The following is an 18,435-nucleotide window of genomic DNA, read 5'->3' as shown; positions in this document are numbered from 1 at the left end:
TTGACTCTGTAGCCGCTACAGGGTCTTCAATGTCATCAGGTTAAACCAGCGCGAACAACAAGAAATGGCTCGCACGTCACCTGAAGACGCACTGCCCCGGGATCATTCCGGCCCGGGGCACGATCACTCCGCACACCGCCATGAGCATGGCCACGATCACGATCACGGCCATGGGCACGGACACGCGCACGCGGCTCCGGCCGCCACGGCGCCCGCCTGCTGCGGTGGCGGCTGCGCGTCGACGATCGCCCTGACACCGCCCGCGACAGCCGCGCCGGTCGAGGTACCGGCCGGCGCCCGCAGCGCCGCCTATCGCATCGACGCGATGGACTGCCCGACCGAGGAATCCCTGATCCGCAACAAGCTGGGCAATATGGCCGGCGTGGCGGCGCTGGAGTTCAACCTGATCCAGCGGATCCTGACGGTCCACCACACGCTGGCATCGCCGGAGCCGGTGGTCGCGGCTATCCGCAGTCTCGGCATGCAGGCGGTGCCGCTCGACGCCGGGGCCGCGCAGGAGGTGCTGCCGGAGACCACCGCGCGCAAGCCGTGGTGGCCGCTGGCGCTGGCCGGCGTGGCCGCGGTCGGCGCGGAGGTGACCGAATGGCTGGCGCTCGGCCTGCCGTGGCTGCCGGCCGCGCTGGCGCTGGCGGCGGTGGCTCTGGGCGGCCTGACCACTTACCGCAAGGGCTGGATCGCGCTGCGCAACGGCAACCTCAATATCAATGCGTTGATGAGCATCGCCGTCACCGGCGCGCTGCTGCTGCGCCAGTGGCCCGAAGCGGCGATGGTGATGGTGCTGTTCGCGCTGGCCGAGCGCATCGAGGCCGCCTCGCTGGACCGCGCGCGCAATGCGATCCGCGGGCTGATGGCGATGGCGCCGGAGCAGGCGACGGTGCGCCGCGACGATGGCAGCTGGGAAACGGTGTCGGCGGCCAGCGTGGCCGTTGGCGCGCTGGTGCGGCTGCGCCCCGGCGAGCGCGTGGCGCTGGACGGCAAGGTCGTGCGCGGCCAGTCCGCGCTGGACCAGGCGCCCATCACCGGCGAAAGCGTGCCGGTCGACAAGGCCGAGGGAGATCCGCTCTTCGCCGGCTCGATCAACCAGTCGGGCGAGCTGGAATACGCCGTCACCGCGCCCGCCAGTGACTCCACGCTGGCGCGCATCATCCACGCCGTGGAAGCCGCGCAGGGCAGCCGCGCGCCGACGCAACGCTTTGTCGACCAGTTTGCGCGCATCTATACCCCCACCGTGTTCGCGATCGCGCTGGCCGTCGCGGTGGTGCCGCCGCTGCTGGCGGGCGGAGGCTGGGCCGACTGGATCTACAAGGCGCTGGTGCTGCTGGTGATTGCCTGCCCGTGCGCGCTGGTCATCTCCACACCAGTGACCATCGTCAGCGGCCTGGCCGCCGCCGCGCGCCGGGGCATCCTGGTCAAGGGCGGGGTCTACCTGGAGCAGGGCCGGCACCTGGCCTGGGTGGCGCTGGACAAGACCGGCACGATCACGCACGGCAAGCCGGTGCAGACCGACCACGCGCTGCTGGGCGACGCGCCGCTGCAGGCGCGCGCGATTGCGGCCAGCCTGGCTGCGCGCTCGGACCACCCGGTGTCGCGCGCGGTCGCCGCCGCGGCGGCCGGGGAGGGCATCGCAACGATGCCGGTGGACGATTTCGAGGCGCTCCCCGGGCGCGGCACGCGCGGCAAGGTGCAGGGCGTGGAGTACCAGCTCGGCAACCACCGGCTGGTGCATGACCTGGGCGCCTGCTCGCCGGCGCTGGAGGCACGTCTGGAAGCGATCGAGCGCGAAGGCAAGACCGTGGTGCTGCTGGCGCGCGTCGAAGACAACGGCGCCGCCACCGCGCTGGCGCTCTTTGCGGTGGCCGACACCGTGCGCCAGACCAGCCGGCAGGCGCTTGCCGAACTGCATGCGCTCGGCGTGAAGACGCTGATGCTGTCGGGCGACAATCCGCATACCGCGCAGGCCATTGCGGCAGAGGTCGGCATCGACGAGGCGCGCGGCAACCAGCTGCCGCAGGACAAGGCCGACGGCATCGCCGCGCTGGCCGACGCCGCGCACGCGCGCGGTGGCCGCATCGGCATGGTCGGCGACGGCATCAACGACGCGCCGGCGCTGGCGCGTGCCGATATTGGATTCGCCATGGGCGCGGCCGGCACCGACACTGCCATCGAGACGGCCGACGTGGCGCTGATGGACGACGATCTGCGCAAGATCCCTGAATTCGTCCGCTTGTCACGCCGCACTTCGCGCATCCTGGTGCAGAACATCACGCTCGCGCTGGGCATCAAGGCGGTGTTCCTGGCGCTGACGGTGATGGGGATGGGGACGATGTGGATGGCGGTGTTCGCCGATATGGGCGCGAGCTTGCTGGTGGTGTTCAATGGGCTGCGGGTGGGGGCAGCCAGCAGCAGGGACTAAGTGCTCCCGCGGGTTTGCTCCCCTCTCCCGCAGGCGCTGAGCTTTACCCACAACTTCTGGCGGCTTACTCGTCTTTCTGGAAGATCCGATACATTTCGGTGATTTCGTGCAGGGCGAGGAAGCCGCGCCAGAGGACGGTGGCTCCCGGGGGATCGTCGTTTTTGCGACCCAGGTAGCCACCGAGCTTGGCGATCCAAAGGACCGCGTCGCTGAGTTTTGGCGCCTCTTCCGGTGGCTTGGTTGTGCCGTGCGTGCGGCAGTACAAGGCCCGCCATTCGAGCGGTTGCAGTAGCACCGAGCAAGGGATATCGGCTTCGAGCCGGCCCAGCATGGTCGCGTACATAATGCGCCAGCCGATCACGGCGAACAGCGCCGTGGCCCGCAGGAACCGCTCCAGCGTCCCGAACTGCCGGGCTTCGATCTGGCAGCCACTTTTCAGGACACGATGCCAGGATTCAATGGTCCAGCGCCGGGCATACCAGCTCAGCCGCTCGAGCACATCTTCCAGCGTTTGGGTGGGCATCGAACTGAGCAACATCCATTCGAGCGGCTCAACGCCTTGGGGCGGCTCGATCTCCAGCGCGTGAATGGCAAACACTTCGAGACTCGGTAGATCCTCTGCACCGCGGCTGCGCGGTGGTCGCAGTTGGACGGGCACACAACGCAAAGCCAGTCGGGCGCTACGCGCCTGCCTGGCGCCGCTCCTGGGCACGTGCAATACGGTCTCTCCAAGTACAGGAGCCGCAGCAACCGTCTCCCACAGATACTTCTCTGGGTGGTCCACGCCTCGATTCCAGGCGGCCCGCACCAACCAGTCCACCCCCGCTGGGCGCGGCGCCAGGAACACGTCGTACACATCGCCCTCGCGATCGCTGACGGCAACAAGGTGCGTGTCCGGACACTGCATCTTGAGCGGCTCAAGGCATTCCAGCCCCTCCAGCCACTTCACGCTTTCCTTGTCACGAATGGACAGCGCCCGGCGCTGCCCGGCCTTGCCCGATGCTTGCGGCGCACGCACCCACGTCTTCATGCTCAACACGCCCAGTGGCAGGCCCTCAGGCGTCACCGCCAGCACGCTGTGCAACATGAATCCGTGCAAATTGCCGCCCGTGCCGTGACCAAGCCTCTCAGTCGCGGGCAAATTTGCCAGATTGAATTCCGTGGTGTCCTGCACCGCCAATACGGCAGGTACCTGCTGCATGCGACCCACGGTTTGCGTGACGTGGCTCGCCAGGATTCCGTCCGGGTCGACCGCCTCATTATCAAAGAAGCGATATGCCGCCTTGAGTTGGGCACCACTCAAGGCCTGCGGGAACGAAACATGGGCTTTTTGCGCCAGTCCGCGCGCCAATGCCACAAGGCGCTGCGTGCGACGCGCATCGCCCAATTGTGCGCCACCGAATTCGTCGCCGGCCCAGTCTTCTAGGTCTTCCATATCAGGCAAAGTCGCCACCAATGATTAACAACTTCGCCTGAAGTTAACACCGTCCAATCCGGTTTACAACCTCTCCTATCGAGATGTGGGTAAAGGTAAGCGCAGGCGGGAGAGGGGAGCCTGGTTCCGACGGCGTTCGCTGGGGCTCAGCGCGATACCACTTGGGGCTGAATAATCAACTCCCCGCTGCGCCCCGGAATCTCCCCCCAGGTCACCGGCAACTGCGGCAACCCGCTCCGCTCCAGCCCCCGATACCACGCCGCCATCGACACCAGTTCGTGCCCTTGCGCGCGCCATCCCGCCAGCAGTCGCTCGAACACCGGCGCAAGCTTCCCGCCTTCCAGCTCGGTATGCAGCGTGAAGACATGGTCGCCCGGGCCTTCGGTCAGCTTCAGCAGCGCGGTATGGACATTGTCTTCGGTCAGCCCGTCGGTGCCGATCAGTTCGTCCAGCGTCGGCAGCGTGGTTGGCATCTGCACGTGGCGGCACGGCACGCCGTCGATGGTGGGGATATAAGGCGCCGTGCCGCGCCCGTCAGACGCATAGGCCATGCCCCAGTCGTCGATCTGCCGGAACGCATCCTCGTTCATCTGCCAGCCGGCGGCGCCGTGGGTCGCAGGCGGCTCACCGAAGACCTCGGTGTAGCGCGCAAAGGCCTGCTGCATCTGGCGCCGGGTCCATGCCGCATCGCGCTCGCGCACGTTGTCCTGCCAGTAGACGTGGTCCCAGGTGTGGATGCCGCACTCGTGGCCGGCGGCGCGGGCCGCCCGCATTTCCGCCGCGCCCTTGCGCCCGATGTCCGGGCCCGGCAACAGCACGCCGTACATCAGCGTGCGCAATCCGTAGTTGGACACCACCGAGGTCCGCGACACCTTTTTCAGGAAGCCGGGCCGGAACACGCGCCGCAGCGCCCAGCCGGTATGGTCGGGCCCGAGGCTGAACAGGAACGTGGCCTGTGCCTGCGCGGCGGCCAGCATCGACAGCAGTTTCGGCACGCCTTCGCGCGTGCCGCGCAGCGTGTCGACGTCGACCTTGAGGGCAATGCGTGCCATCTGCGGTGCGCGCTCAGTTGGCCGAGTCGACCAGCGTGCGGGCTTCGACCACCTTGCCGCGATAGGCCTCGAAGATGCGGCGCAGCGATGCTTCCATGTTCACCTCGGGTTTCCAGCTCAGCTCGTCGATGGTGTTGTCGATCTTCGGCACGCGGTGCTGCACATCCTGGTAGCCCTTGCCGTAGAAGTCGCCCGACGAGGTCTCGACGATCTGGGTCTTGCGCGCCTCCTCGGCGTATTCGGGATAGTCCCCCGCCATCTTCAGCATCATCTCGGCCAGCTCGCGCACCGAGTGGATGTTGGCCGGATTGCCGATATTGAAGATCTTGCCGCTGGCGATGCCGTTGGGGTTCTCGATGATGCGCATCAGCGCGCTGATGCCGTCCGAGATATCGGCGAACGCACGCTGCTGCGCGCCGCCGTCGACCAGCTTGATCGGCTCGCCGCGCACGATATGGCCGAGGAACTGCGTCACCACGCGCGATGAACCTTCCTTCGATTCGAAGATCGAGTCCAGACCCGCGCCGATCCAGTTGAAGGGCCGGAACAGCGTGTAGTTCAGGCCTTGCTCCATGCCGTAGGCGTGGATCACGCGGTCCATCAGCTGCTTGGAGCAGGCGTAGATCCAGCGCGGCTTGTTGATCGGGCCGTAGACCAGCGGCGAGGCTTCCGGGTCAAACTCCTCATCGCTGCACATGCCGTAGACCTCGGAGGTCGACGGGAACACCAGGTGCTTGCCGTACTTGACCGCGGCGCGCACGATCGGCAGGTTGGCCTCGAAATCCAGCTCGAACACGCGCAGCGGCTGGCGCACGTAGGTGGCCGGCGTGGCGATGGCGACCAGCGGCAGCACCACATCGCACTTGCGGATGTTGTACTCGATCCACTCCTTGTTGATGGTGATGTCACCTTCAAAGAAGTGCATGCGAGGGTGGTCGACGAGGTCACCGAGGCGGTCCGTGTTCATGTCCATGCCGTAGACCTCCCACGGCGTGGTTTCCAGGATGCGGCGCGTCAGGTGATGGCCGATGAAGCCGTTGACGCCGAGAATCAGGACCTTTTTCATCGGTTTTCCTCGTTGGTTTGTTTTTTGAGAATCTGGAAAAAGGCATCGGGCGTGACGGGCGATCCGTCATGCGCCAGCAATCCGGTCACGAGCACCATGCCGCCATCTCCGCACAGGCCCACGATCTTGCCGTCATGCACGTGCAGGCCGGGCGGCAACCCGCAGGCGGCGTTCGCGGGGCCAGCCTGAAGGCGGCGCGCCTGCGCCACGACAAAGCGCTCTCCGGCCACCTCGGTGAACGCGCCGGGATAGGGCGGCGCGACCGCGCGGATCAGGTTGTAGACAGTGGCGGCCGGCTGGCTCCAGTCGATGCGGCCGTCTTCCGGCTTGCGCCCGGAAAAATAGCTGCCTTCGGCGAGCAAGTTGGGACGTTGCGGCGTCTGCCCGGCGAGCATCGCCGGCAACGCGCGCCACAGGGTCTGCTCGGCGGCCACCGTGACCTTTTCAAAGACTTCGCCGGCGGTGTCGTCCGGCAGGATCGGCACCGAGGTCTGGTCGACGATATAGCCGGCGTCGGGCCTGGCCTCCATCGCATGCAGCGTGGCGCCGGTCTCGGTCTCGCCGTGCAGTACCGCCCAGTTCACCGGCACGCGGCCGCGATACTTCGGCAGCAGCGAGCCGTGCATGTTGAAGGCGCCGCCAGGGGCCAGCGCCAGCACCGCCGGCGGAATCATCGCGCGATAGTAGAAGGAAAAGATCACGTCCGGACGCGCATCGCGCACTGCCTGCGCGACCGCGGGATCGGCAGGGTCCTCGCCGTAGATAACAGGAAGGCCCAGCTCCGCGGCGGTGTCCGCAACACGGCGGAACCAGATGTTCTCGTCGGCACGGTCGCGGTGCGTGATGACCAGCGCCACTTCCACGCCGCGCGCATGGAGCACGCGCAGGCAGCGGTCGCCGACATTGTGGTAGCCAAAGACGACGGCGCGCATCATGGCTCCAGGCCCGTGCGGGCCGGTGCGGCGTGAGCCGGGCCAGCTTTTTCCAGCACCGCCTGGATGCGGTAGCGCGGGCGGCCGCGCACTTCCTGGTAGATGCGGCCGACGTACTCGCCCAGCAGGCCCACGCCAAACAGCAGGATGCCGATCAGGAAGAAGTTCATGGCGAACAGCGTGAACACACCCTGCACTTCCGAGCCCAGTACAAAGCGGCGCAGCAGCAGCATCACGAACAGCACGCCGGAGAACAGCGACAGGATCGTGCCGATTGCCGAGAACCACTGCAGCGGCACGATCGAGAAGCCGGTCACCAGGTCGAAATTCAGGCGGATCAGCTGGTACAGCGAATACTTCGATTCGCCCGCATGGCGCGGCTCGTGGCCGACCTCGATCTCGATGGGATTCGAAGCGAAGGTGTAGGCCAGCGCCGGGATAAAGGTGTTGACCTCGCGGCAGGCGTTGATGGTGTCGATCACGTTGCGGTCATAGGCGCGCAGCATGCAGCCCTGGTCCGTCATGCGGATCTTGGTGATGCGCTCGCGCAACCGGTTCATCGCGCGCGACGCGTAGCGGCGGAACGCCGTGTCGTTGCGCTGGCGGCGGATGGTGCCGACGTAGTCGTGGCCGGCGCGCATCGCGTCGACCAGGCGCGGGATTTCCTCCGGCGGGTTCTGCAGGTCTGCGTCCAGCGTGATCACGATTTTGCCGCGGGTATGCTCGAAGCCCGCCAGGATGGCCATGTGCTGGCCGAAATTGCCGTTGAACAGCACCACCCGGGTCACTTCCGGGCGCTTGTGGAACTGCGCGGCCAGCAGCGCCGCCGAGCGGTCGACGCTGCCATCGTTGATGAAGATGATTTCGTACGAGGCGCCAAGGCCATCCAGCGCCGGATAAAGGCGGTCGAACAGGGCTTGCAGCCCGTCTTCTTCGTTGTAGACCGGAATGACGACCGAAACTTCGACCGGGCTCATTTGGAGAGACGTTTGCATGTTTCGCTGAGGGTTGCGCAGACCCGCTCGACGTCGGTGGCTTGCATCGCGGGAAACAGCGGCAGCGTGACGATGCCGCGCCCGATGCGTTCGGCGTGCGGCAGCATGCCTTCGCGCCAGCCAAGCGAGCGGTAGTAGGTGAAAAGATGGATGGGCGGGTAGTGCACGCCGGTGCCGATGCCGCGCTCGCGCATGGCTTCCATGACCTTCTGGCGCGCTTGTGCCGGCCCGCCTTCGATGCGCCCGGTCGGCAGCACCACCTGGAACATGTGCCAGTTGGTGGTGGCTGCCTGCGCGTCGAGCGGCTGCGGCAGTTCGATGCCCAGTCCGGCTAGCCCGTGGTCGGCAGCGCAGCGGAAGTAGGCCTCGGCCAGTTCGGCGCGGCGCGCGGTAATGGCATCGAGCCTGGCAAGCTGCGCCAGGCCCACCGCGGCATTGACGTCGGTCAGGTTGAACTTGCCGCCCGGCTCTTCCACGTCCATGCCGTCCATGCCGGTGCGGATCACGCCCTGCAGCCGCAGGCGTTCGGCACGCACCGCTTCTTCCGGCGTGTTCATCACCAGGCAGCCGCCCTCGATGGTGGTGATGTTCTTGTTGGCCTGGAAGCTGAAGCTGACCAGGTCGCCGATGGCGCCGATGCGCTGGCCCTGCCAGCGCGAGTCGATCGCCTGCGCCGCGTCTTCGATCACGCGCAGGCCGTGCTTGCGGGCGATCGCGTAGAGGCGATCCATGTCGACCGGCAGGCCCGACAGGTACACCGGCATGATCGCGCGCGTGCGCGGCGTGATCGCGGCCTCGACCGCGTCCAGGTCGAGGTTGCGCGTGCGCGGGTCGATGTCGACGAACACCGGGCGCGCACCGACCGCGACCACCACGTTGGCGGTGGCGACCCAGGTAAGCGGCGTGGTGATGACTTCATCGCCGGGACCGATATCCGCAATGCGCAGCGCGATTTCCATCGTCGCCGAGCCGTTGGCGAAGGTGCGCACGGGGCGCCCGCCGAACAGGTCCGACAGCGCGGCCTCGAAGGCCTGCATTTTCGGCCCGGAGGTGATCCAGCCGGAGGCCAGCACCTTGCCGACATCGGCAATGGCCGCGGCATCGATCTCGGGCCGGACAAAAGGCAGGAATTCGGGCTGGTTGGCGGCAGCGGAAGCAGTCATGGGCGTGAAAAGAAAAATCGGTCCCGATCGGAGGGAATAGGGCAAAGGCGCCGGGCGGCCAGGTCAGGAGCGGGCGATCAGGAAGACGCCAGCCAGTATCAGCAGGATGCCGGCCACGCGCAAGGGGCCGATCATCTCGCCGAACAGCCACCAGGCGGCAAGCGCGTTGACCACGTAGCCGAGCGACAGCATCGGGTAGGCGACCGAAACGTCCACGCGCGACAGCCCGACGATCCACACGCCAACGCTGACGACATATAGCGTCAGGCCGGCCAGCACCGGCCATTGCGTCAGCACGCGCAGCGCCGTGACCAGCAGCGTGCCGCGGTCCAGCGTGATCGCGCCGATGGCGTTGACGCCGGCCTTGAGCAGCAGTTGGGCGGCTGCATTGAGCAGCACGCCGGTAACGATAAACAGGAAAGTCGAAAGCGTCATGGCGCCGGGTCGTGCAGGGTTAGTGTCCTTGGGATGGCGCGTGCGGGGCTTCGCCCGGCAGTGCAAAGTTGGCGACCGCCACGCGTCGGCGGTCGCCGGCGATCCGGTGCATCGGCACGCCGCGCGCGGCCAGGGCCTCGTAGGTATCGGGCATCATGATCGCCACCGCGCGCTGGCCGTCCTGCCAGCGCGAGATAAAGCCGTCGATGGTCGGGATCCACTTCCGCGGCTCCTGGCCGATGCCGAATTCGAGTTCGTCTCGATGCGCGACCATGATGGCGGTGCGGCGCAGGTAGAACGGCAGCGTGTGGTCCAGCATGCCCACGCTGTAAAGCGGGGTAGCCGGCGTCAGCACGGCATTGATCGCCGGCACCAGGTCCGCGCCGGAACTGGGCCGGCCCATTGCTTCATGGCCACGCAGCGCCACCGTGCAGCAGGCGAACATTGCCAGCGCGTACACCACGATGCTGGGGAACACGCCGCGCGTGCGCAGCACCCGCCGCGCAGCCACGGCCCCGGCCAGCATGATGGCAAAGGCAATGCCGATCCACAGCGTGAATTCGCGGTAGACAGCGTTGGGCGTGCTCGGCTTGTCCAGCATGGCGACAAAGGGGCATGCCAGCAGCCCGACCACGCCCAGCGCAATCATGGCATTGACCTGCCAGCGCCATGTGCGTTCCGTGACCGTGTCCAGCGCCACGCCGGCCAGCAGCGCCAGCGCCGGGAAGATCGGCACGATATAGCCCGGCAGCTTGGAACCCGACAGGCTGAAGAACACGAAGATCGCCACGGCCCACAGCGCCGCCATCAGCGCGGGCTGGAACGGCCGCGGCGAAGTGCCGCGCGCGACGCCGGCGCGCTCGCGCACCGCCTGCCACATCTGCGGCACCAGCCCGAGCCAGGGCATGAAGCCCGCCAGCAGCAGCGGCACGAAGAACCAGATCGCGCCTTCGCGCTGGTGCACGTGCGAGGTGTAGCGCTGCCAGTGCTCGTGGATAAAGAAGAAATGCGGGAATTCAGGGTTGCGCACCGACACCAGCCAGAACCAGGGCACGGTGACGGCCAGCAGCGCTACCGCGCCGGCCAGCAGATGCAGCCTGCGCCACAGGCCGAAATCGCGCGTGACGAGCGTGTAGACCACCAGCACCAGGCCCGGCAACGCCAGCCCGACCAGTCCCTTGACCAGCACCGCCACACCCATGGCGGCCCAGCACGCCAGCATCCAGTTGCGCCGCGCCGCGGGCGTGGCGTCGGGGTGCTGCGCCAGCAGCATGCAGGCCAGCACGCACGCCATCGCGCCGGCCAGGGTCATGTCCAGCGAATTGAAATGCCCGGCGACATTCCACATCGGCGCCGCCACCAGTGCCAGTCCGGCCAGCAGCGCCACGCGCTGCCCATACCAGCGCGCCGCGGCCAGCATGGTCATGGCCAGGCCGACCATGCCGGACAGCGCCACGCACAGGCGCGCCTGCCAGTCGCCAACGCCGAACAGCGTATAGGCCAGCGTGGTCACCCACAGGTGGAAGGGAGGTTTCTCGAAATACTTGAGTTCGTGGTAGCGGATCGTCACCCAGTCGCCGGTGACAAACATCTCGCGGGCGATTTCGGCGTAGCGGCCCTCGTCCGAGCGCAGTAGGTGGCGCATGTCGAGCGTGCCGAACCAGACCAGCAGGATCGCGAGGCTGACCAGCACGACAGCACTGGTGGTGGTACCAACGGACAGCCCGGCATACCGCGAGGTCGATGAACTACGCATAGAGCTCCTGGAAAACATCACGATTTGGGATGGTCTTGCGTGGGTGCACGATGACGGGAAGCCATCACAACGCTTTGCGCCGTCCGTTGGTGGACAGCCGCTGGCGGCTTTGTCAGATCCAGGCGGCAGCGCTGCGGGATGACTGCGCCGATGGCCGCTGCCAGGCGCCTGGGACGCCACAGCCGCCGCGGGGGCACGCGCGGCGGGCAATGGTAGCACGGCGGCAGGGGTGCTCCGTCAGGCGCGAGGGCTTGGGCGGCAGTCCGCCGCCGGCAGGGCCAGCCGGGCTGCCGGGTGGCGTTCAGGCCGCCCGCATGCCGGCGGCGGCCGGACGCGCGCGGCGCAGGCGGAACGCAACGCCGATCAGCATGGAACCTCCCTCTGGGCCCACGTGCGGGCCGGTACACGAGAAAAACCCGGCGGTCACGGATGGTGGCGCAAGCTACGCCAAGGGTCAGCGAGATAGCCACTTACCCGAAAAACACGAATAATCTGAGTGGCCAGGCGGGCCTGGCAGGCCGGGCGCGATTTCGGGGGCGCCAGGTCATTCTAGACAGGGATTCATGTGAAGACAAAGGCGCAGCAATACCGGCTGGCAAGCTTCGCCGCGGTCGCGGGCATGGTACTGGCCATGCCGGCGGGGGCACAGCCGGCCGCAACCGGCGGTGCGGCAGCGACCGCAGTCAGCGCCGCCGCGCAGGTGGCTGCCACCCAGATGGCAGCGTCGGCGGCAGCCGTGCTGTGCAACGCCCCCTGGTTCCGCTCCGGCTCGCATGTGCAGATGGAGGGCGACGGCGCGTTGCCGATGTCGATCCGCATGACGCTGCGCGACGTCGGTCGCAGCGCATCCGGTTGCCGCGCGCAGCTGACGGTCAGCTCCAAGTCCGCAATGTCGGCGCTGATGGGGCCGCCGGTGATCATGGAGCAGGTGCATGAGGTCGTGATCGACCGGCGCACGCCGAATGACCAGACCAGCATCGAAAGCCAGCATGCCGTCATCAATGCCCGCGCGCGCTATGCGCGCATGTACGGCGAAGCCTCGTTCCGGGGTAAGGGCGTTTTCAACTACGCCGGCATGGACCTGCGCGAAGGCAGCATGCTCGACGGCGAGACGTTTCAGTCCAGCGTCTCGCTCAGGGTCTACCCCCTTGGCTCCGATGAAGTGGTCAGCACCATGCGCGCGCTGCATGCGTCGATCCATATCGGCTCGCGCCAGGTTGGCCGCCGCCAGATGATCGAGACCGTCATGGGGCGCAAGGAATGCTTGCCTATCACCTATGAGAAGCGGACGTCGCTGGGGCCGGTGATCGTGGGCGAGGAAGTCGTGCAGGTCGAACCGTCGGTGATGCATGTGACCGACTGGTACTGTCCGTCCGACGCCTTCGTGCTGCGCACGGAGGTCCGGCAGGATGGCAATGTGCAGCGCATCGACGTCACCGCGCTGGAACGCGATACGCAGGCTCCCTAGGCAGCGGTTGGCCTGGCCAGGATGGAAAAAACCCGCCGAGGCGGGTTTTTTTCTGGACAGCCGTTGCGGTTCAGCTGGCAGCCGGCGCCGGGGTCTTCTTCTTGGCCTTCTGCTTGGAGGACTTCTTGGCCGGCTTGGGCTCCGCGGCCGGCGCGGCGGGGTTCAGGTCGCTGCGCGTGCTCTTGTTCGCGCCCTGGCTGTACGGGTCGAACTTGTCGCCGGCCTTGGCACCCTGCGAGTACGGGTCGAACTTCTCGCCCGACTTGGCACCCTGGGAATACGTATCGAACTGCTTCTTGCCGGTTGCCTGCGCGTGAACGGCCAGCGAGGCTGCACCAAGGCAGAGCGCGATCGCGGTGGCGACAAACTTGTTCATGGTTTCTCCTGAGAAATGCCGCCGTCGGGCGGTCGTGTATGTGGCCTGTCCCACGCAGGGATGGCTCAGGCCAGTGTCGCCAACATCGTTTGTCGCTGTCAACTTGGGGCTTGCCCGGCGCGGCACTCTCATGGAAACCCTGAATTGCGGCCCCAGACCACTTGCGGCCGGGGCCTTTTTGGCGAAATCCGGGCTACTCGGTGACGGCGTCCGACGGATGCTTCCAGGCCGCGCGCACCTCGCCGGACGGTGCCAGCGCCAGGTTGATGCCGCGGCTGCCGATCGGCTGCTGGAACCAGCGCTTCTGCAGCGCGATCACGTCCGGCCCGGTGAAGGCCGTGGCGAGCGTCTGGTCGACCAGGCGTTTCCATTCCGGATCGGCCTTGGACAGCATCAGCGCGTTCTGCTCGATTGACAGCGACGGGCCGACGATCACGTACTGCGACGGATCCTTGGCGCGGGCACGCAGGCCGGCCAGCAGCACGTCATCCATCACGAAGGCCTGGGCGCGGCCGGACTCGAGCAGCAGGAACGACTCGCCATGATCCTTGGCGTAGACGTCGTGGTAGCCGTACTGGTCCTTCAGGCGGCGCACGTGGCGGTCGCCGGTCGAGCCCGCGCTGGTGACCACGTTCTTGCCGCGCAGGTCGCCCAACGAGCGGATGCCCGAGTCGGCGCGGACCAGCATGCGCACGGTCGAGACGTAGTGCGAGACGCTGAAGGCCACCTGCTTCTGGCGCTCGAGCGAATTGGTGTTGGGAGCGCAGTCGAGGTCGACCAGCCCGTTGACCACCGCGGGAATGCGATTCTGCGGCGTCAGTGGCATCCAGCGCACTTTCAGGTCTTTCAGGCCCAGCTTCTGGCGCGCCGCTTCCGCCGCGCGCAGGCACAGCTCGACCGCGTAGCCAGCCGGCTGGCCCTTGTCGTCGGCAAAGGAAAAGGGCAGCGCCGATTCTCGATAGCCCAGCACGATGGTGCCGGAATCGCGGATCTTGTCGAGCACGGGCGTTTGCGACTGGGCATTGGCGGCAGCCGGCATCAGCGCGGAGGCGATGACGCCGAAGGCGAGCGCCGCCAGCGGGCGACGGGCGCGGGACAAGCGGGTTAGCAGGGAAGACAGGACGGAGACGGACATTCGGGAAACCGGGTAGCTGGCCGATGGTGCGGCAAAGTCGCTAGGGTATACCCGGTCCTTCGATGGGTGAAGGACAAAGTCGTCATAAGCAAATGCTTCCTTGTTGAGACATGACTTTCAGAGTGAGCAGAGTCGGCAACAATCGCGGCAAGTGTGTAACCAATCCGCAATTTGTGGATGTGACGCCACATGTCAATCAGAGCAAACAGGTAGAATCGCGCCTTTCGTGCGCTTTGTCAGACTCCAAGAATAATGAGCCCCCGTCCGTCACGCCTGCCCTGCATCGACGCGCTCAAGGCGGTCAGTTCCCAGCTGATCGTGCTGCACCATCTCGCCTTCTACGGCCCGATGTCCGACACGGCCTACCGTCTCGCGCCGGGTCTGGTGGACTGGCTGTATGACTACGCCCGCATCGCGGTCCAGGTGTTCCTGGTGATCAGCGGCTTCCTGGCCGCGCGCAGCCTAGCGCCGCACGGCCGGCTGGAAATCCGCGAGCATCCGCTGGCGATGCTGTGGCGCCGTTACCTCAAGCTGATCGTGCCCTTCGCCGCGGCGCTGCTGCTGAGCATTGCCGGCGCCGCGCTGGCGCGGCAATGGATGATCCATGAATCGATTCCGGCCCCGCCGCACCTGATGCAGTTCCTGGCGCACCTCACGCTGCTGCATAACGTGCTCGATGTCGATGCGCTGTCGGCCGGTGTCTGGTACGTCGCGATCGACCTGCAACTGTTCGGCCTGCTGCTGATGGCGCTGTGGGCGGCTCGCACCTTTGCGCCGCGCGAGGCGCAGGCGGGCGCCGCGGCCGGCATCGGCGTGGTTGCGCTGCTGGCGGTCGCGTCGCTGTTCTGGTTCAACCGTGATGCCGCCTGGGATATCTGGGCGGTGTACTTCTTTGGCGCCTATGGCATGGGCACGCTGGCGTGGTGGGCCTCGAACCCGGGCCGTTCGGCCATGCCGCTGCTGGTGCTCGGCGCGGTGGCGCTGGCGGCGCTGATCGTCGATTTCCGGCTGCGAATCGCCGTGGCGCTGGCTACCGCGCTGCTGCTGGCGGTCGCACGCCGCGGTGGCTGGATGGAGCGCTGGCCGCGCGGCCATGTGGTCGGATTCTTCGGCCGCATTTCCTATTCGGTCTTCCTGGTGCATTTCCCGGTGTGCCTGCTGGTGAATGCGCTGGTGTCGAACCTTGCGCCGGGGCAGCCGGTGCTGAACGCGCTGGGCATGGCGACGGCGTGGGCGCTGAGCAACGTTGCCGGCGCGCTCTTTCATCGCTACGTGGAAAGCGCAAGCCCGCTGGCAGCGCTGCGCGCGGCGTGGGTCTGGCTGTCGGACGCACGCGGCTCGGCGAGCCGTCCTACTATGTAAGCCTTGCAAGCCTGCGCGCCCGGCAGATTGCCTCGTGCTGGTGCGCGCGCACCGTCGGCGTCATGTCCCCGGCACGCCATGCGTGCATGCGCGCCGCCCCGCTTGCGTACGGCGCCATACAGTGCGCGGCAAAACTCGCGTAAACCGGCATTGGGCGATGGCATGAACGTTGCCTAGTATGGAATCGTAAACCTGACCATTTGGTCAGGATTCCACCGGGAACCGAGGGTGCCATGTCCGACCATATCGTCCTCACCTCGCACGCGCGCCGCGACAAGCCCGCCGAGCCGATTCACTGGGGTGCACCCACCGCCGCCGAACGCGGCCCCGTGATTGCCAGCCTGGCGAACCCCGCGCAACGTAACGTGATCGGCACCCACGCCGGCGCCTATGCCATCTACCGCGCACTGGCGGTTGCCTCCGGCTCGCTGCAGCGCGACCATCGCCCCGACCTGACCGATACGGCACCCGCCGAGGCCATCGGCCCGCACCCGCAGTGGGCCGATCCGGAAAAGATCGTCTCGCTCGATCCCTGGGGCCACCTCGTTTCCTCCGTCTTCGCGGACCGTATCGCGGCGGGCGTGGATATCCGCCCGACCATCGCCGTCACGCGCGCGCATATCAATATGCCCGAGCTGATATCGGCGATGGCTGCCGGCCGGCTGAAGCCGGACGGCAGCATCCTCTACGCCAATGGCGACGTGCGCGTGACCAAGGCGGCGGTCGATCCGGTCTGGCACCTGCCGGGGCTGGCGGCGCGGTTCGGCATCAAGGAAAGCGCGTTGCGGCGCGGCCTGTTCGAGCAGACCGGCGGCATGTTCCCGGAACTGGTCACGCGGCCCGACCTGAAAGTGTTCCTGCCGCCCATCGGCGGCATGACGCTGTACTTCTTCGGGGACGTCAGCCAACTCGGCAAGACCGAGACCAAAGTGGCTTGCCGCGTGCACGATGAATGCAACGGATCCGACGTATTCGGGTCAGACATCTGTACCTGCCGCCCGTACCTGGCACATGGCATCGAGGTGTGCATCGAGATGGCGCAGCAGGGCGGCGTCGGGCTGGTCGTCTACAACCGCAAGGAAGGCCGCGCGCTGGGCGAGGTGACCAAGTTCCTGGTCTATAACGCCCGCAAGCGGCAGGCGGGCGGCGATCGCGCCGAGACTTACTTCGCCCGCACCGAATGCGTGGCAGGCGTGCAGGACATGCGTTTCCAGGAACTGATGCCGGATGTGTTCCACTGGCTGGGCATCCGCCGCATCGACCGTTGGGCGTCGATGAGTAACATGAAGCATGGCGCGCTGGTGGCGCAGGGCATCGAGGTGGTCGAGCAGGTGGCGATTCCCGAAGCCCTGATCCCGGCGGACGCCCGTGTCGAGATCGACGCCAAGGTGGCGGCCGGCTACTTTACGCACTACACGCCGCCGGATGCCGATGAACTCGCCCTGGCAAAGGGCAGGGGGTTGAACGAATGACAATGTATCCCGAAGAGGATCGTGGCGGCATGGACCGTCGGGGAGCAGGCGAGGAAATGCGTCCGGGCGGGGGCTGGCTCAGCCCTGTGCCGGAAGGGCACCCCGCTTCCGCGCTGCTGTGCGCTGAAGCCGTGCGCACGCATTGCGCGGCGGTCACCGAGCACGTGGCCAGCGGCGCGTCCGAGTTGTTTACCTGGCACCCCGATCGCGTCCATGCGATCGCCGATTACGTGGCCAGCACCATCCGGCAGCGCTATCCGGACCTGCAGGTGCCTTACCACAGCCGCTGGCGCCACTTCGAGAGCGGCTGCGTCGACCAGCGCGTCGACCGCTGGCATGTGTTGTGCGAGCGCGCCGCCATGAGCGGGCCAGAGCACCGCGAAGAGCGTGCGCGCATCGGCATCGACCTGGTGATCCCGAGCGTACTGCTCGACGCCGGCGCGGGACCCGACTGGCGCTACCGCGACCCGGCCAGCGACCTGGTGCTGACCCGCTCCGAAGGGCTGGGCGTGGCCAGCTTCGACCTGTTCGCACGTGGCGGCTTCTCCGCGGCGCCCGGCGACCCGCTGCGCGCCGATGCCGAGCGGCTGCAGCGCATCGACGCCGACAGCATTGCGCACGCCTTCCAGGTGGCCCAGCACAACCCGCTGGTCGGGCTGGAAGGCCGCGCCGGGTTGCTGCGCCGGCTGGGCGAGGTGATGGAGGCTACGCCGGCCCTGTTCGGGCGGCCCGCGCGGCTGGGCAACCTGTATGACTACCTGAAGGCGCACGCGGTCAACGAGCGGCTCGACGCCAGCTTCCTGCTGCGCACGCTGCTGGTGGGGCTGGGGCCGGTCTGGCCGGGACGCATCGTGGTCGAGGGGGTGTCGCTGGGCGATTGCTGGCACCATCCGGCCGCGCCCGGCGGGCTGGTGCCGTTCCACAAGCTCACGCAGTGGCTGACCTATTCGCTGCTGGAACCACTGGAAGACGCGGGCCTGACGGTCACCGGGCTGGATGCGCTGACCGGGCTGCCTGAATACCGCAATGGCGGCCTGCTGTTCGACTTCGAACTGATGGTGCCGCGCGATGCGTCCTTTGTCGCCCAGGCGCATGCGGTGGACGAGCCCGTGATCGTCGAATGGCGCGCGCTGACCGTGACGGGCCTGGATCTGGTGGCCGATGGCGTGCGCCAGGCCCTGGGGCTGGCGGAAGCCGACTTCCCACTGGCGCGCGTGCTGGAGGGCGGCACCTGGTCCGCCGGGCGGCGCATTGCCGCCAAGCGGCGCCCGGGCGGCGCGCCGCCGTTCAGCATCATCAGCGACGGCACTGTGTTCTGAGCAGGGCGGGCGCGGCTGCGCCCGCTGCGATTGCG

15 protein-coding genes are annotated in these 18,435 nt (G+C 67.2%); 5 read left to right on the top strand and 10 right to left on the bottom strand.

What is annotated here, in order from left to right:
• The first annotated feature begins 64 nt into the window (after positions 1-64).
• Complete coding sequence (locus CTP10_RS25550; protein ID WP_116321829.1) at positions 65-2,434, top strand: heavy metal translocating P-type ATPase; 2,370 nt, start codon at positions 65-67, stop codon at positions 2,432-2,434.
• Positions 2,435-2,498: 64 nt separating this feature from the next.
• Here the strand turns inward: CTP10_RS25550 and CTP10_RS25545 are convergent, their stop codons facing one another.
• From CTP10_RS25545 to CTP10_RS25510, 8 genes are all read right to left on the bottom strand, one after another.
• Positions 2,499-3,869, bottom strand: a complete 1,371-nt coding sequence (locus CTP10_RS25545) for an IS4 family transposase (RefSeq protein ID WP_271815731.1) — start codon at positions 3,867-3,869, stop codon at positions 2,499-2,501.
• Positions 3,870-4,015: 146 nt separating this feature from the next.
• Positions 4,016-4,921, bottom strand: a complete 906-nt coding sequence (locus tag CTP10_RS25540) for a polysaccharide deacetylase family protein (RefSeq protein WP_116324085.1) — start codon at positions 4,919-4,921, stop codon at positions 4,016-4,018.
• A gap of 13 nt (positions 4,922-4,934) precedes the next feature.
• Entirely contained in the window at positions 4,935-5,987 is a 1,053-nt protein-coding gene (locus CTP10_RS25535; protein ID WP_271815730.1) for a bifunctional UDP-4-keto-pentose/UDP-xylose synthase, read from the bottom strand.
• The gene (locus CTP10_RS25530) at positions 5,984-6,919 is read right to left on the bottom strand and encodes a formyltransferase (RefSeq protein WP_116321490.1); all 936 of its coding nucleotides are present in this window, start codon (positions 6,917-6,919) and stop codon (positions 5,984-5,986) included. The genes CTP10_RS25535 and CTP10_RS25530 overlap by 4 nt, the downstream gene beginning before the upstream one ends.
• Positions 6,919-7,914, bottom strand: coding sequence for a glycosyltransferase (locus CTP10_RS25525; protein ID WP_116321489.1), 996 nt, complete (start codon positions 7,912-7,914; stop codon positions 6,919-6,921). Before CTP10_RS25525 ends, CTP10_RS25530 begins: the two co-directional genes overlap by 1 nt.
• Positions 7,893-9,077, bottom strand: coding sequence for a DegT/DnrJ/EryC1/StrS family aminotransferase (locus tag CTP10_RS25520; protein WP_116321488.1), 1,185 nt, complete (start codon positions 9,075-9,077; stop codon positions 7,893-7,895). Before CTP10_RS25520 ends, CTP10_RS25525 begins: the two co-directional genes overlap by 22 nt.
• A 63-nt stretch (positions 9,078-9,140) precedes the next feature.
• Entirely contained in the window at positions 9,141-9,512 is a 372-nt protein-coding gene (locus tag CTP10_RS25515; protein ID WP_029049238.1) for an EamA family transporter, read from the bottom strand.
• A gap of 19 nt (positions 9,513-9,531) precedes the next feature.
• On the bottom strand, positions 9,532-11,268 hold the full coding sequence (locus CTP10_RS25510; protein ID WP_116321487.1) for an ArnT family glycosyltransferase: 1,737 nt from the start codon (positions 11,266-11,268) through the stop codon (positions 9,532-9,534).
• Between the two features lie 565 nt (positions 11,269-11,833).
• Between CTP10_RS25510 and CTP10_RS25505 the strand changes: the two genes are divergently transcribed.
• On the top strand, positions 11,834-12,736 hold the full coding sequence (locus CTP10_RS25505; protein WP_116321486.1) for a hypothetical protein: 903 nt from the start codon (positions 11,834-11,836) through the stop codon (positions 12,734-12,736).
• 70 nt (positions 12,737-12,806) lie between these two features.
• Here CTP10_RS25505 and CTP10_RS25500 read toward each other — a convergent pair whose 3' ends face one another.
• The gene (locus tag CTP10_RS25500; protein ID WP_116321485.1) at positions 12,807-13,112 is read right to left on the bottom strand and encodes an amino acid ABC transporter permease; all 306 of its coding nucleotides are present in this window, start codon (positions 13,110-13,112) and stop codon (positions 12,807-12,809) included.
• 193 nt (positions 13,113-13,305) lie between these two features.
• Entirely contained in the window at positions 13,306-14,247 is a 942-nt protein-coding gene (locus CTP10_RS25495) for an amino acid ABC transporter substrate-binding protein (protein ID WP_116321484.1), read from the bottom strand.
• A gap of 252 nt (positions 14,248-14,499) precedes the next feature.
• On the opposite strand from CTP10_RS25495, the gene CTP10_RS25490 reads away from it, so the two are divergent.
• The 3 genes from CTP10_RS25490 (at position 14,500) to CTP10_RS25480 (ending at position 18,400) form a co-directional block, all read left to right on the top strand.
• Complete coding sequence (locus CTP10_RS25490) at positions 14,500-15,609, top strand: acyltransferase family protein (RefSeq protein ID WP_116321483.1); 1,110 nt, start codon at positions 14,500-14,502, stop codon at positions 15,607-15,609.
• Positions 15,610-15,842: 233 nt separating this feature from the next.
• Positions 15,843-17,081 carry a GTP cyclohydrolase II gene (locus CTP10_RS25485; protein WP_116321482.1) on the top strand — a complete coding sequence of 413 codons (1,239 nt, stop codon included), beginning with the start codon at positions 15,843-15,845 and terminating at the stop codon, positions 17,079-17,081.
• Positions 17,078-18,400 carry a URC4/urg3 family protein gene (locus tag CTP10_RS25480; protein ID WP_116321481.1) on the top strand — a complete coding sequence of 441 codons (1,323 nt, stop codon included), beginning with the start codon at positions 17,078-17,080 and terminating at the stop codon, positions 18,398-18,400. Before CTP10_RS25485 ends, CTP10_RS25480 begins: the two co-directional genes overlap by 4 nt.
• Positions 18,401-18,435 lie beyond the last annotated feature (35 nt).

This window comes from Cupriavidus sp. P-10 (assembly GCF_003402535.2).
GTDB lineage: Bacteria > Pseudomonadota > Gammaproteobacteria > Burkholderiales > Burkholderiaceae > Cupriavidus.
Note: the sequence above shows the minus strand (reverse complement) of the source record. Positions and strands in the feature narration are given on the sequence as shown.

Coding starts and splice junctions, on each gene's coding strand:
- CTP10_RS25550 (WP_116321829.1), top strand. CDS start 65: ATGGCTCGCACGTCACCTGAAGACGCACTGCCCCGGGATCATTCCGGC.
- CTP10_RS25545 (WP_271815731.1), bottom strand. CDS start 3,869: ATGGAAGACCTAGAAGACTGGGCCGGCGACGAATTCGGTGGCGCACAA.
- CTP10_RS25540 (WP_116324085.1), bottom strand. CDS start 4,921: ATGGCACGCATTGCCCTCAAGGTCGACGTCGACACGCTGCGCGGCACG.
- CTP10_RS25535 (WP_271815730.1), bottom strand. CDS start 5,987: ATGAAAAAGGTCCTGATTCTCGGCGTCAACGGCTTCATCGGCCATCAC.
- CTP10_RS25530 (WP_116321490.1), bottom strand. CDS start 6,919: ATGCGCGCCGTCGTCTTTGGCTACCACAATGTCGGCGACCGCTGCCTG.
- CTP10_RS25525 (WP_116321489.1), bottom strand. CDS start 7,914: ATGCAAACGTCTCTCCAAATGAGCCCGGTCGAAGTTTCGGTCGTCATT.
- CTP10_RS25520 (WP_116321488.1), bottom strand. CDS start 9,077: ATGACTGCTTCCGCTGCCGCCAACCAGCCCGAATTCCTGCCTTTTGTC.
- CTP10_RS25515 (WP_029049238.1), bottom strand. CDS start 9,512: ATGACGCTTTCGACTTTCCTGTTTATCGTTACCGGCGTGCTGCTCAAT.
- CTP10_RS25510 (WP_116321487.1), bottom strand. CDS start 11,268: ATGCGTAGTTCATCGACCTCGCGGTATGCCGGGCTGTCCGTTGGTACC.
- CTP10_RS25500 (WP_116321485.1), bottom strand. CDS start 13,112: ATGAACAAGTTTGTCGCCACCGCGATCGCGCTCTGCCTTGGTGCAGCC.
- CTP10_RS25495 (WP_116321484.1), bottom strand. CDS start 14,247: ATGTCCGTCTCCGTCCTGTCTTCCCTGCTAACCCGCTTGTCCCGCGCC.
- CTP10_RS25490 (WP_116321483.1), top strand. CDS start 14,500: ATGAGCCCCCGTCCGTCACGCCTGCCCTGCATCGACGCGCTCAAGGCG.
- CTP10_RS25485 (WP_116321482.1), top strand. CDS start 15,843: ATGTCCGACCATATCGTCCTCACCTCGCACGCGCGCCGCGACAAGCCC.
- CTP10_RS25480 (WP_116321481.1), top strand. CDS start 17,078: ATGACAATGTATCCCGAAGAGGATCGTGGCGGCATGGACCGTCGGGGA.